The sequence below is a fragment of the Candidatus Villigracilis proximus genome (genome assembly GCF_016717045.1).
GTDB lineage: Bacteria > Chloroflexota > Anaerolineae > Anaerolineales > Villigracilaceae > Villigracilis > Villigracilis proximus.
In genome coordinates this window covers 227,199-239,480 of the sequence record NZ_JADJUO010000011.1, presented here as the reverse complement: position 1 = coordinate 239,480, position 12,282 = coordinate 227,199, and the positions used below count along the sequence as shown (strand labels likewise).

At 48.7% G+C, this 12,282-nt stretch carries 15 protein-coding genes; 6 read left to right on the top strand and 9 right to left on the bottom strand.

The features are described from left to right. The 5 genes from IPL71_RS14490 to IPL71_RS14470 form a co-directional block, all read right to left on the bottom strand. The coding region (locus tag IPL71_RS14490; RefSeq protein ID WP_345322732.1) for a DNA methyltransferase at positions 1–499 on the bottom strand (499 nt) is incomplete at its 3' end. Continuing rightward, positions 499–663 (bottom strand): hypothetical protein, encoded by a 165-nt coding sequence (locus tag IPL71_RS14485; RefSeq protein WP_345322730.1) that lies wholly within the window; start codon positions 661–663, stop codon positions 499–501. The genes IPL71_RS14485 and IPL71_RS14490, both read right to left, overlap by 1 nt. Before the next feature lie 30 nt (positions 664–693). Continuing rightward, positions 694–1,308 carry a DNA methyltransferase gene (locus tag IPL71_RS14480; protein ID WP_345322729.1) on the bottom strand — a complete coding sequence of 205 codons (615 nt, stop codon included), beginning with the start codon at positions 1,306–1,308 and terminating at the stop codon, positions 694–696. A 4-nt stretch (positions 1,309–1,312) separates the two neighbouring features. Further along, positions 1,313–1,774 (bottom strand): hypothetical protein, encoded by a 462-nt coding sequence (locus IPL71_RS14475; protein WP_345322728.1) that lies wholly within the window; start codon positions 1,772–1,774, stop codon positions 1,313–1,315. A 198-nt stretch (positions 1,775–1,972) separates the two neighbouring features. Continuing rightward, positions 1,973–3,652, bottom strand: a complete 1,680-nt coding sequence (locus tag IPL71_RS14470) for an AAA domain-containing protein (protein WP_345322726.1) — start codon at positions 3,650–3,652, stop codon at positions 1,973–1,975. Positions 3,653–4,089: 437 nt separating this feature from the next. Between IPL71_RS14470 and IPL71_RS14465 the strand changes: the two genes are divergently transcribed. Beyond that, positions 4,090–4,326 (top strand): DUF4258 domain-containing protein, encoded by a 237-nt coding sequence (locus tag IPL71_RS14465; RefSeq protein ID WP_514130787.1) that lies wholly within the window; start codon positions 4,090–4,092, stop codon positions 4,324–4,326. A gap of 92 nt (positions 4,327–4,418) precedes the next feature. Beyond that, positions 4,419–4,637 (top strand): YgiT-type zinc finger protein, encoded by a 219-nt coding sequence (locus IPL71_RS14460; RefSeq protein WP_345322722.1) that lies wholly within the window; start codon positions 4,419–4,421, stop codon positions 4,635–4,637. 83 nt (positions 4,638–4,720) lie between these two features. On the opposite strand, the gene IPL71_RS14455 is transcribed toward IPL71_RS14460, so the two are convergent. The 4 genes from IPL71_RS14455 to IPL71_RS14440 form a co-directional block, all read right to left on the bottom strand. Further along, positions 4,721–5,287, bottom strand: coding sequence for an S-layer homology domain-containing protein (locus IPL71_RS14455; protein ID WP_345322720.1), 567 nt, complete (start codon positions 5,285–5,287; stop codon positions 4,721–4,723). A gap of 206 nt (positions 5,288–5,493) precedes the next feature. After that, positions 5,494–6,375: a hypothetical protein gene (locus IPL71_RS14450; protein WP_345322718.1), complete on the bottom strand. Its 882-nt coding sequence runs from the start codon at positions 6,373–6,375 to the stop codon at positions 5,494–5,496. Next, complete coding sequence (locus IPL71_RS14445; RefSeq protein WP_345322716.1) at positions 6,360–7,316, bottom strand: FG-GAP repeat domain-containing protein; 957 nt, start codon at positions 7,314–7,316, stop codon at positions 6,360–6,362. The genes IPL71_RS14450 and IPL71_RS14445 overlap by 16 nt, the downstream gene beginning before the upstream one ends. An 89-nt stretch (positions 7,317–7,405) precedes the next feature. Then, on the bottom strand, positions 7,406–7,594 hold the full coding sequence (locus tag IPL71_RS14440) for a hypothetical protein (RefSeq protein WP_345322714.1): 189 nt from the start codon (positions 7,592–7,594) through the stop codon (positions 7,406–7,408). On the opposite strand from IPL71_RS14440, the gene IPL71_RS14435 reads away from it, so the two are divergent. From IPL71_RS14435 to IPL71_RS14420, 4 genes are read left to right on the top strand one after another with little or no spacing between them, the layout of a single operon-like run. Further along, positions 7,575–8,606 carry an alpha/beta hydrolase family protein gene (locus tag IPL71_RS14435; RefSeq protein ID WP_345322712.1) on the top strand — a complete coding sequence of 344 codons (1,032 nt, stop codon included), beginning with the start codon at positions 7,575–7,577 and terminating at the stop codon, positions 8,604–8,606. The two genes, IPL71_RS14440 and IPL71_RS14435, sit on opposite strands and share 20 nt — an antisense overlap. Positions 8,607–8,624: 18 nt before the next feature. After that, the gene (locus IPL71_RS14430; RefSeq protein WP_345322710.1) at positions 8,625–9,725 is read left to right on the top strand and encodes an alpha/beta hydrolase family protein; all 1,101 of its coding nucleotides are present in this window, start codon (positions 8,625–8,627) and stop codon (positions 9,723–9,725) included. Positions 9,726–9,731: 6 nt separating this feature from the next. After that, positions 9,732–10,241: a hypothetical protein gene (locus IPL71_RS14425; RefSeq protein WP_345322708.1), complete on the top strand. Its 510-nt coding sequence runs from the start codon at positions 9,732–9,734 to the stop codon at positions 10,239–10,241. A 23-nt stretch (positions 10,242–10,264) separates the two neighbouring features. After that, positions 10,265–12,202 carry an ABC transporter permease gene (locus tag IPL71_RS14420; RefSeq protein ID WP_345322706.1) on the top strand — a complete coding sequence of 646 codons (1,938 nt, stop codon included), beginning with the start codon at positions 10,265–10,267 and terminating at the stop codon, positions 12,200–12,202. The last annotated feature ends 80 nt before the right edge of the window (positions 12,203–12,282 follow it).

Below are 12,282 nucleotides of genomic sequence, written 5' to 3'. Positions count from 1 at the left end.
CCGCCCAACCTTTCACCTTCACACCTTTGGCATTTTCATAGCCTTCGATCACCATCTTTAAGCGCGGATAACAAACTTCGGTGCAGATATTATTCTCATTGCTGGTCGCCAGAATGAACTGACGTGTTCCGCCGTCTTCCTTGTTCAATTCCAAAATGGCGTGACCGGTCGTGCCGCTGCCCGCGAAGAAATCCATGATGACGGCGTCCCTGCCTGCAAATTTGCAGATGCGTTTGATGAGTTCCAAAGGTTTGGGGTTATCAAAAACCTTCCTGCCAAAAATAGACTTCAACACGCTCGTGCTGTTCGGCGCCAGATCAAACCAGACATCGTTAAGCAGAGTTGTATCTGTCGGCGGCACGTAATGCTCAGGCTTGCCGTTGTTTGAAAGGCGCAGCAGATCCACTTCTTCGCCGGTCTCGGTCAGCTTTGAAAGGAACCACGCATCAACTTCCTGCGAAGTTAATTCCTGTGTCGTCTTGCCCAATTCCTTGAGCATCAACTTGTAATTTCAACCGCCGCCAAACTTCTCTCTTTGCCCCAGCGCCACTGTCCGCTGGCGGGAGTGATGCCGAACAGTTCATAACGCATCGTCGGGCGGTTCGTTCCGCGCCAGTGATTGTTCCATCCGCCCGGCTTGGGTTCGCTTAATTCCTTCACCATCTTCGGAAATCTCGCGCCTGATTCATCGTGTTAGAATAGCACGTATTCATAACCGCTGTATAACTTGTCAATGCTCTCGAATTGTGCCTGCACATTCTTCGCGCCGCGTTTGATGATGATCGTATTCTTATAATTTTCTTCGCCGAAAATTTCATCCATCAAAATTTTTAAATGTGCCAGTTCATTATCATCAATGGAGACAAAGATCACGCCGTCGTCCTTCAACAACTGCTTCGCGATCACCAGCCTCTTGTTCATAAAAGATAACCACCGGCTATGACGTGACGCATCATTCCGATTAACATATTGATCGTTATATCTTGAGTCATTGCCATCTCTCATGCCGCGATTGTAGGGCGGGTCAATATAGATCAAGTCCACGGCCTTTTGATGAGTGCCGCTCAATGCCGAAAGCGCGTGCAGATTATCCCCTTCGATCAGGATGTGACTCAGACTCGAATCCCCGCCAACGGAATTTTGACTCACTTCGCTCAACACCGCCTGTGGATGGTAACCCGCATCAGACTCACCCTCAGCCTGATCCTCCTCCCAGACCAGTCCGTGCTGTTTCCTGTTTTCAAGCCGGGCAATATGCGCGATCAAATCTTCCTTAGACCAATCGCCATGCATCGATACATCACTCATGCGTTTATCTCTTTCCTCGTTTATTTAAATTCCGAAACCACTTGGAATATTCCTCACGCGTACATTTTTTGTCGATCGTCTTTACCGGCGCCGAAGCCTGCGGATTCACATCCTCAACCTTCATCACCAGCACCTGATCCTCGAACTGTGTCCCTTTTTTGGAATAGTTCACCAGAAACAGTATGGCCTTCATGTCTTTTGCGATCTGCCACAACGAAATGAACTTCTGCGCATTCTTGTGAAAATACCGGTTCGGATGGCTCGTATGTGGTGTGACTCCCTTGCTGAACTGAGCTTCATCACACAACAGATATTCAACGATCACATAGCAATTATTTTTACTGTCCCATTGTACACGGTCAAAATTGATCGCGAAGGTCGGCTCGCCCTTCAACATCTCGATCACAAAATCCGTCGCGCTGTCATCCCCATGTCCCAGGGGCTTACTCACTGAAACCTTATCCATAATGCTCCTGCTTTGTCTGTGGAGTCCGCCAGCTTGCTGGCGATAAATGGTTTACAAGACACTGATTATAGCCGAGGAGTTTTGAAAGCGTTGGTGTGCTCGAATGATACGCGCCGATTGACTCAAAACCGACCCTCACCTAGCCTTCCCCGTTATTATTTCCCATTCATAATTCATCATTCCGCATTCATCATTTCCCTACTCTTCCCAAACCGAATGATACGCCCCGATGGATTCAAAATAGTTCACCATGCGCTGATAAAAACCATGACTGGTAATTGTGGCGCTGTCACCGATCACGATCAATTTACGGCGCGCGCGAGTCAGCGCCACGTTCATGCGGCGTGTATCCGAGAGGAAGCCAACTTCACCTTCCCGATTCGAGCGGACCAGTGACACGATCACCACTTCTTTTTCGCGGCCTTGAAACCCGTCCACGCTGTCGATTTCGATTTCAGGCAGGCGCTCACGCAGATAGCGCACTTGCGCCGAATATGGACTGATGACCGCGATCATATCCGCGCTGACACCGGCTTCGATTAACTCATTAACTTTTTTAATGACTAGTTCCGCCTCGAGTGGATTGAGGCGGCTGTCGCCGTTGGGTTCTGTTTCTTCATCGTAACTTGCGCCCGCGGTATCAATGAAGTGTACGGGACAATTTGTCAGCGGGGAGTCTGTCACAGCGGGCAGATCAGAGAGCAGGGCGGTGCGAACCGATCTGTCGGCTTGTAAACTGTTCTCGTAGAAGACATCCGAAGAAAAATTCATGATGTCGTGATGCATTCGGTATTGCACATTCAAGCGGCGCGAAATGGACGGACCGATATTGGTCAGCAGGCGTTCCATCAGGCTGATGTCAAATCCGCCTTTGACGGCTTCGCTTGAAATAATAGTTGGCGGCAGTTGAAAATGATCGCCCGCAAGGACAAGTCGCTGTGAGTATTGGATCGGAATCCACGTGGCGGGTTCTGTGCTCTGACTGGCTTCATCCATGATGCACCAATCAAAATATTTTCCTTCAAGCCGGTCGCGATCAAGACCGGTGGCAGTGGCGCACACGATGCGTGCCTTGCTCAAAATGCCCGTTGTAATTTGCTCTTCGATCTTACGCGCTTCTCTGAGCATATCTTTTGATTCCTGACGCATGGCTTGCCTTGCGCCGGGTTCAGGTTTGGCGCGTGTGTATCGCTCGGCTTGTCCGCGCAGGGCGTAGGCATCGCGTGTGAGTTTGTTCGCAATTTTTACATCAGGATGTTTTTCAACCAACAGGTCGAGCGTGTGTTCTCGCAGTTCAGGTGTGACGCGTGCCGGATGACCCAGCCGAATGGCATGTTCGCCGGCTGCGATCAGGCGTTCCAATAAATTATCAACCGCGAGATTGCTCGAAGCAACTGCCAGCACGCTTTGACCTTTGCGCGTGATCTGTGCGATCAACTCAACCAGTGTGGTGGTTTTGCCTGTTCCCGGCGGCCCGTGGATGATGGCAATATCTTCGGCGCTTAATGCAAATTGCACCGCGTCAATTTGTGATTGATTTAGATTTTTGTTTATTGGTTGAATTGGCTCGATCTTTTCAAAGACGGGACCAACTGCCCCGATCAGCACATCGCGCAACACTTCCAGCCGTGACCCGCCGCTTGCGCCGCGTGCCAACTCCATCGCCTGTCTCTGTCTGAAACGCGCGATTTCATCTGTGGCACGATCAATGCGGAAGGTGGGCCGCTCTGTTTCTGTTTCAATGAATTGATTGATCGCCACCTGAATCGCATCTCTGCGAATACTGCTGACAATTCCACGCCAGCCGTTTTCAGTATTGGATGATGCCCGGTTCTCTTCTGTGACGATGACAGGGCTGCCACCCCGAACCTTGTCCACGGGAGAGATAGATTCTCATTGCGTTTGCCGAATCCCAACAGGAAATGTCCGCCCAGCCCATAGCCTTCTTCACGAATGACAAGTTGAATCAAGCTATTGCCGCTGGCTTCTGCTTCAAGTGGAGAGAGTCGTGTTTGCTCGCGCACCGCTTCGCGCTTTTCAGCTTCAGCTTCCAGATCGAGCAGGAGCGAGAGATTTCCAAAATATTGCGTGGGGGATATTTTCATGAGGTGTTATTTTATCATTAGGGGTGTAAAACCCTTCGCCACGAAGCCGCCAAGTCACAAAGACTCAAAGAAAAAAACTTAGTGGCTTCATGCCTTTGTGACTTGGTGGTTAGGTTTTAGGGGGAATCACAGTTAAAAATGATTAAAGATTTATTCAGTATAATCACCGCATGCCTCTCTATCTTATTACGTGCCAACGCGGTGCAAAGAATGTTCGAACGCGAAATTTCTCCGCTTAAAGTCCGCAAGGCGCTTGAAGCCGCAGACGTGATCGAAGATTACTCCGCTGAGATGCCCGAGCCTAGTCGACTCATCATGGGCTTTCAAGGCAAACGCCCGTTTCATGTAGTTACTTCAGAAAATCCCACCGCAGATGAGATCACTGTCGTTACCGTTTATCTGCCCGATGCCAATAAATGGAAAAAAGACTTCCGAACCAGGAAGTAGCTTAACTGAGACGAAACTTCGAAAGTCTCTTAAGAACCCATAAGGCATGGATGCCTCAAAAAAGACTTCCGAAGTTTGATACAGGATATTTTATGAACTGCTTAATTTGCCGTCAGGCCGAACTCACCGATAGTTTTACTTCCATCACCTTTGAACGTGATGAATTTAGATTGGCTATTAATAAAATCCCTGCGCAAGTCTGCTCCAATTGCGGTGAAGCCATCGTAGATGAAAATACTGCATTGCGTTTATTGAGCATGGCCGAAGAGGTTGTGGCAGAAGGGGTGTTTGAAGATGTCCGCGAGTATTGATCTGGCTTTTGTTGTGTAGTTGAAAGAAGTCCCGGAGGTTAAACATTCCGGGACTTCTTTATTTATGGAGTAATGCGTTGCAGCTAGGGTAAATTGAATGTCTTGACAAGGAATATTGCCATTTGAGCCCGCGTGACAAGATTTTCCGGGCAGTAATTTCCAGCACCACAGCCCCCGGTGATGCCTTCATTGGCAAGTTGCTCAATCCAAACGATTGACCAGTAGCCAATCGGGACATCTGCAAACATGCCACCGCTCGCGGAAGAAGGTGTGAAGCCTGCCTCATGCTTTGCCTTTAATAGAAAAACGGCCATTTGTGCGCGGGTTACTTCATCTTCGGGACAGTAGTTGCCATTTCCGCAGCCACTGGTAATTCCTTCTGCTGCGAGCTGCTTGATCCATGCGGCAGCCCAGTGTGTAACAGAAACATCATTGAATCCTGTGCTCATCCCTACAGAAGGTGCTGCATAAGAAGAGCCATATTTTGCTTTAAGTAAAAAGACAGCCATTTGTGCCCGTGTAACAGAGTTCTCGGGACAGAAAATTAAGGGACTTTGATTACATCCACTGGTTACGCCGGCGTGATAGAGACGTTCCACGTATTGCCAGGCCCAATAGGCATTGGGAACATCGCCAAAGGTGTTGTTCAATTTGATGACTGAGATCGTGAATGCTTTTTCAAAATATAAACCGCCCTGATCGGTGGAGCGGACACGGATGGAATAGTTGTTCTGTATGTTGTAATTGAAGATTGCGCTGGTCTTAAGGTTGTCTGCTGAAATTGTGAATAACGCGTTATCTGTACTGCCTTCCCCACTAACGAGGCTGTAGGTAAAGGCATCTCCTATATTTCCGTCTACAGTTGCGAATACCCCTTGCCACTTGATCCGACTGGCTGATTTTCGTTAATAGCTGAATTCGTCAATGAGATGTTTGTGGGCGAGCTGAAATTTTCAGTTGCGAGAGAAAACCAGTTAGTACTGCTTCCGTTGGCATAGGTAGTGCCAACGTTGTTAACAGCGCGCACTTGCCAGTAGTAATTTGTTTTTCCAAATAGGCCATTTAAACTGGCATTGGTATTTGCACCTGCACTTTTCCATGAACTGTCACAAGCATTATTATTAATGGTGTCAAAACAATATTGGTAGGTACTTGCGCCGCTGGCTGCTCCCCAGTCAATGGTTAGACTGGTTAATTGATTTACACTGCCATTAGATGGATTGCCTTTGTTGAATGCTGATGGTGGATTCCCGGTGCTAAAAGAGTTCCAATTTGCGTCGCTTCCGTTGGCATAGGTGGTGCCAAAAGTGTTGATGGCGCGTGACTGCCAGTAGTATGTGGTTCCACTGGTCAAACTGCCCAAGCCAACACTGGTGGTTGTTCCAGTACTTTCCCAAGTGTTATCGCAGATGCTATTGTTGACTGTATCATAGCAATATTCGTAACTGGCGGTCCGAGTGCTGGATTCCCATCTGAGGGTTGGTGTGAGAGACTGATTGACAGCCCCAGCAGTTGGGCTGATCTTATTGAATGCGGCTGGAATAACTGGTGTGTGATATAGGACGACAAGACCATAGTTGCTATCTGCCATGAGCACGTCCGGTAGATTATCCTGATTAATGTCTCCGATGGCCAATCCTTGAGGGCCATAGGATGCGGCGCTTCGTGATGTATACAATGAGTACGAGCCGAGGGTTCCGTTGTTTTCCTGTGGATATACCCCTACTCTCTTTGCCATCCGCTATGGAGAGTGACAATATCTGCCAGTCCGTCAAGATTGACATCGACCACTTCCACAGGTTTGGGAATGTCGTAACTACTGTAGGAAACAGGGCTCTGCAATGTTCCATCTTGTCCTTGTACAAAAACCGCAACAAACGCACTGGGGATGTTCCCACCATAGCTCATTGCAATATCCTGTTTTCCATCCCCGGTTAGATCACCGATTCCGATTCCACCCCCTAGAATACCATTGCCCGGCAGAGAATACGAGACGGCCGCGTTGAGTGTGCCGCTTCCATTTTGCAGATAAATAGAAAGATCCGGGTTGAGGCCCTGTCCGTTCATCTTAACTACATCGTTCAAGCCGTCCCCATTCACATCTCCAATTGCAATATCGTCATAACCTGCGGTGGGCGAGGTGTAGGCAATTTTTGCATCTAGGGTGCCATTTATATTTTGGATAAAAACTCCAATATTCCCTGCTGTCCAATGTGATACAACTACATCATCAAGCCCGTCGTTGTTGACATCGCCTACGGCTACCGAATCAGGTCCGCTATTTGTTGTGTACGTTACACGATTTGCAAGTGTGCCGTTCGCTTGCTGTAGAAAGACGCTGATCGTTGAGCTGCTAAAATTAGTTACTACAAGGTCGTCCCAGCCGTCGTTATTTAAGTCCCCGACTGCGAGAGATTCAGGGCGCGAACCAGCAGTGTATGTAACAGGACTATTTAATCCGTTGCTTACATTTTGAGTATAGATCAATAAATTGCCTTCGGAGGTACTGACGGCAGCATCGTTCCGCCCATCATGATTGAAGTCTCCAACACTAACTGCTTCTGCAGATTCTGCAATTGAGAAGACGACATAGGGTTGAAATAGTCCTGCTGCGTTGGCAGCGAACACAACCATGTAGGCGAATAGACCGACCAGAACCGATGTTAGGATGGATAACATGAGTTTTTTTTCATAATGCCCTCTACATTTATTTTGATTTACTGTAAGGCGTGCTATTTTCCCGCCTCAGTCAAAGTTTAACTTTTTTATTATATCATTTTATGTTTATGGCAGACTTTTGTTTTATAGTTACGATTCGCGCCATTGATGGTTGGTTTGCGATACAATTTCAAAATGTTATCACGACGATTAAGTTTAGTTTTATCGTATATTTTTCTTGCTGCTTGCGCTACTGCGCCCGCATCTCCTGCTGCAACCTTGCCCCCGCCGATTGTCACGATCATCCACTTAACGGAGACGCCCGTCAGTATCCCTGCTACTGAAACCCCAACAATTGTCCCGACGCCTACGGCACTCCCGCATTTGATGTATCCCTACACCATTGCCGGTCTGCGCGAGCGGACTTTCTCCGGCGGTGAGATGCAAATTCTGCAAACTTTGCTTCAAACACAAACTTACACTCGTTATTTAATATCCTATCCATCAGATGGGCTTACCATCACCGGCGTTCTGCAAATCCCGGCAGGGGAGGGGCCTTTCCCCGTGATCGTCATGAATCACGGATTTTCCAAACGCAGCGAATACATTTCAGGCGACGGTACAGACCGGGCTGCGGCTTATCTTGTGGAGCGCGGATACGTTACCATCGCTTCCGATTTCCGTACCTGGGGCGATTCAGATTTCAGCCCGTCATTTTTTCACACAGGTCTGGTGGTTGATGTGATGAATTTAATGGCTTCACTGCCCTCTCTTCCACAAGCGGATATTTCACGCATTGGCATGTGGGGACATAGCATGGGCGGCGGCATCACCACAAAGATTCTCACACTTGAGTCGCCTGTTCGCGCGGCGGTGTTGTATGCGCCCAACTCAGCCGATGACGCTGACCTGATCGCACGCTGGGGTTATGGCTGCCTCGGAGATATATCCGCCGGGGAGATGGTCGAAACCTGCAATTCTGCCGACGTGATTCCAGATACACTTCCAGATGAGGTCACAGCCGCTTACATTGAATCAACTCTCAGTGAAGAAAGGATGCGCGAGATCGCTCCGTTCTATCATCTTGAATACGTCTCCGTTCCGGTTCAGATCCATATCGGTTCGGCAGATGGTGATTACATCGGTTCCACGCCGCCTGAATGGTCATATAAATTAAATCAGGGCTTGATCGATGCAGGCAAAGACGTGGACCTTTTTGTGTACGACGGTCAACGACATTCTTTCACCGGAGATGCATGGACCCAGTTTATGGACCGCGCCATTGGATTCTTCAAAGAGTATTTAAATTAAACAGGAAGCGTGTGCGTAATGAAAATTTATTGGAGAGTTTTACTTGTTCTTGTGTTCCTTGTTTCGGCATGTGCCTCAACGCCGGCGGTTGAAATTTCAATGCCCACGTTGAATGCTGTCATTGTTCCCGATACTCCCACGCCGACCCTCACTCCACGCCCGACCGCCACGCTCACCATGGAGCAGGTACTTTTTCCTTATACGATCGAAGGTTTGCGCAAACATAAATATCAAAGCGGAAAGATCACCATCCGCGAGACTTTGCTTGAAACAAAAGACTTCACGCGTTATCTGATCGAATACCCAAGCGACGGACTCATCATCACGGGAATTTTGCAAGTGCCCACCATCGGTAAACCGCCGTATCCAGTGATCGTTATGAATCATGGATTTTTCTCCCGCACTGTGTACGCCTCTGGCGACGGTACAGACCGTGCCGCCGAATTTCTTAATCGGCGCGGATACCTCACGGTCTCATCTGATTATCGCAGTTGGGCAAATGCAGAGACGGGCGAGAGTTTGTATTACTCGGGTCTCGCGATTGATGTTGTGAATTTAATGAATGCCCTGCCGTCAATTCCCGAAGCAGATTCGAAACGCATCGGCATGTGGGGACACAGCATGGGCGGCGGTGTGACGTTGAAAGTTCTTGCAATTGATAAACGCATCAAAGCTGCCGTTTTGTATTCTTCTGTCAGCGCGGATTTTACCGATATCATCGAGCGCTGGGGACCCGGCTGTTTGGGTGACGTGTACGCAGGCGAATTGGAATACGGCTGTAATTCTTCAGACATCCTCCCGTTGACCTTGCCCGACGCACTGACCGCATCCTACTTTAACTCGGTAACTGATCCGGTTATGCTGGAGGCTGTTTCTCCGCTCTATCATTTAAACCTGATCACCGCGCCCGTGCAGATCGTCTACGGCACCGAAGATGGACAAACGTCCGCTGGCACGCCGCCTGAGTGGTCAAAGAAAATGTACGAAGGCTTTATCGAAGCGGATAAGGAAGCGCAGCTCTTTGCGCACACGGGTGAAGATCATTCCTTCTTCGCCACAGAATGGTTTGCTTTTATGGAGCGTTCCAGTCAGTTCTTTGATAAATATGTAAAACCATAATTATTCATGAAAAAAATAATATTTCTTTTATTGGTAATTCCACTTCTAGCTTCGTGTGCGCCAACCTCCGCGCCAACGGCTATTGCGCAAATACAATCCTCATCTCCTTATGATGGAACTTGGGAAGGCACCGGCCAAACAAGGGATGGCAATCATTTCATCGTCTCATTCAGAGTTGAGAATGGTGAAGTGCTGGGGATTAGTTACCAATACAACGGGCCAAAAGATGTGCCGTGTTTCAATACGCATTATTTCATCCTTCCAAAAGAACAAAGACCGCAACTCGATAACAACAGCTTCACAACCCAACTCGGCGCGGACATGAATGTCAGCGCCCAATCTACAGGAACAGATTCCGCATCAGGGCATCCATCTGCGGATGTTGATTATCGCTACACAACCTGCAACGGACAATTTGAGCTCAACTGGACGGCGAAAAAACAACCGCCAGTTGTAACCGTTGAATCTCAGCCGGCCCCAAAGAAAATCAATTTGAAATATTCTTTCAAATCCTGATCTTTGGCTTATCCAATGGCGCAGTGCTTGCGCTGAATGCGATTGGCGTCACGTTGATCTACAGCACGGTCCGCACTTTGAATCTGGCGCACGGTGACGTGTTTGCGCTGGCCTCTGTTTTTGTGACATCACTCGTAAATCTGATCGGCATTCAACGTGATTGGCCGTTGAGTCAACTTGTGATTTCACTGGGATTAACTTTCATTGGCGCCGCTTCTTTTGGAGCATTGCTCAGTGTCGGAGTGAATCAACTCGGCTTTAAACCATTTCGTGGCAGGTCACGCCTTGCGCCGTTAATTGCAACGCTTGGCCTGTCTTTTATCCTGTATCAATTTGCCCTCATCTGGCGCACTCTGCAAGCCTCATGGATTCCCGGCGAGCACAGAAGTGTGCCCGGTCTGCCCGAAGTTCCAATTGACGGTATTCCGAGTCTGCTGCCGGAGATCAATATGATTCAGGTATTGCATCTTCCTTTTCAAGTTGTGCTTCGTTTTGGCGATGTATTTGTTTTTGTGATGGCGCTGTGCTTTGTTGCAATTGCAACCTGGTTTTTACAAAAGACATCCACGGGGCAGGGGATTCGCGCGCTGGCGCAAAATCATGCGCTGGCCGAAATGGTCGGGGTGAATGTCAACTCAACGATCAATCGTGCTTTCGCTGTGGGCGGAGCGTTGGCCGGCGCGGCGGCTTTTATCTTCGCTTTGTATTATGGCCGTCCATTTGGTGCGCATGGCGCGCAAAGTGGTTTGCTTGCGTTTACCGCTGCGCTGCTGGGCGGCATTGGTAATCCGCTTGGGGCGTTGTTGAGCAGTCTCTTCATTGGTGTTTTTTCTTCGCTGAGTGATTATTATTTTTCAGCGCAATGGACGAACGCAATTCTGTTGATTATCTTAATTACATTGATTACGTGGCGCAAGTCCACCAGCGCGGATGCGGAAACTGTTCAGGTGCGTGATTCTGTTATTTTGTCGGCAGCAGGCAGAGGGTTAAGAGAGAAGCGCTGGGTGATTCTGCTTCTCGTGTCGCTCACACTGGTTCCCATCCTCATGCAAATTTTCGGGCTTGGCGGTCAGATCATTTTGCGTTCGATGGCAATTTTTATTTTGCTCACACTTGGCTTGAATATCGCGCTTGGATTTACGGGTCTGCTTGATCTGGGCTTTGCCGCAAGTTTCGGGTTGGGTGCGTATGCATCGGCGCTTGTGCTTCGTTCAAGTGGAAATTTTTTGCTCGCTCTTGCTGCTGGAATTTTTATTGCCGGTTTGTTAGGTGTTATTAAAGGTTTGCTTTCACACAGAGTCCGCGATGATTTTCTTGCAGTTGCCACACTTGCCCTCGGACTTCTCACCCGACAATTGATCGTGAACTTTGACTTTACCGGCGGCGTGAATGGATTCAGCGGATTGACTGCGCTTCGCTTCCCAATCTCGTATTTGCTCGTGCCTACGATGAATTATTTTCTTGTCTTTGGATTTGTTCTGCTCGCCGCATGGTTGAGCATGAGACTCACATCCTCGCGGACGGGTCATGTTTGGGTGGCTTCGAGTGAAGATGAACTCGCCGCGCTCGCCAGCGGAGTGAACGTGCCGCGTGTGCGCATGATGGCGTTTGTGTTTAGCTCTGCGATTGCCGGGTTGGCTGGCGGTTTGTATGCAGGCACCTTCACTTATGTTGACCCGGAATTATTCGCGTTTCATATTTCAACCATGACACTAACGATGGTGATCCTTGGCGGGGCGGGGAGTGTGCCGGGCGTGATGTTGGGCGCGGTGTTGATCATTGGCTATGACAAAGTGATCCTGCCGCAATTGGCGATCCTGCTTGCAGCACTTTGGCCAAATATTTCAGTAGGCCCTGTGCCGAACCTGCGCGGTGCATCTTTTCTGACATTCGGGCTGGCTTTATACCTCACGGTGTTATGGCGTGCACGCCGAAAATCCTTGACATTCAAAGGTGAGTAAAATAAAATTGTCTTACTAAATTATTCCACTACAAAAGGAGGTACGAAAAAGATGAAAGTCAGCACATTATCCACTCAATC

Coding starts and splice junctions, on each gene's coding strand:
- IPL71_RS14480 (WP_345322729.1), bottom strand. CDS start 1,308: ATGAGTGATGTATCGATGCATGGCGATTGGTCTAAGGAAGATTTGATC.
- IPL71_RS14465 (WP_514130787.1), top strand. CDS start 4,090: ATGTTCGAACGCGAAATTTCTCCGCTTAAAGTCCGCAAGGCGCTTGAA.
- IPL71_RS14475 (WP_345322728.1), bottom strand. CDS start 1,774: ATGGATAAGGTTTCAGTGAGTAAGCCCCTGGGACATGGGGATGACAGC.
- IPL71_RS14445 (WP_345322716.1), bottom strand. CDS start 7,316: ATGTTATCCATCCTAACATCGGTTCTGGTCGGTCTATTCGCCTACATG.
- IPL71_RS14450 (WP_345322718.1), bottom strand. CDS start 6,375: ATGGCAAAGAGAGTAGGGGTATATCCACAGGAAAACAACGGAACCCTC.
- IPL71_RS14460 (WP_345322722.1), top strand. CDS start 4,419: ATGAACTGCTTAATTTGCCGTCAGGCCGAACTCACCGATAGTTTTACT.
- IPL71_RS14430 (WP_345322710.1), top strand. CDS start 8,625: ATGAAAATTTATTGGAGAGTTTTACTTGTTCTTGTGTTCCTTGTTTCG.
- IPL71_RS14425 (WP_345322708.1), top strand. CDS start 9,732: ATGAAAAAAATAATATTTCTTTTATTGGTAATTCCACTTCTAGCTTCG.
- IPL71_RS14485 (WP_345322730.1), bottom strand. CDS start 663: ATGGTGAAGGAATTAAGCGAACCCAAGCCGGGCGGATGGAACAATCAC.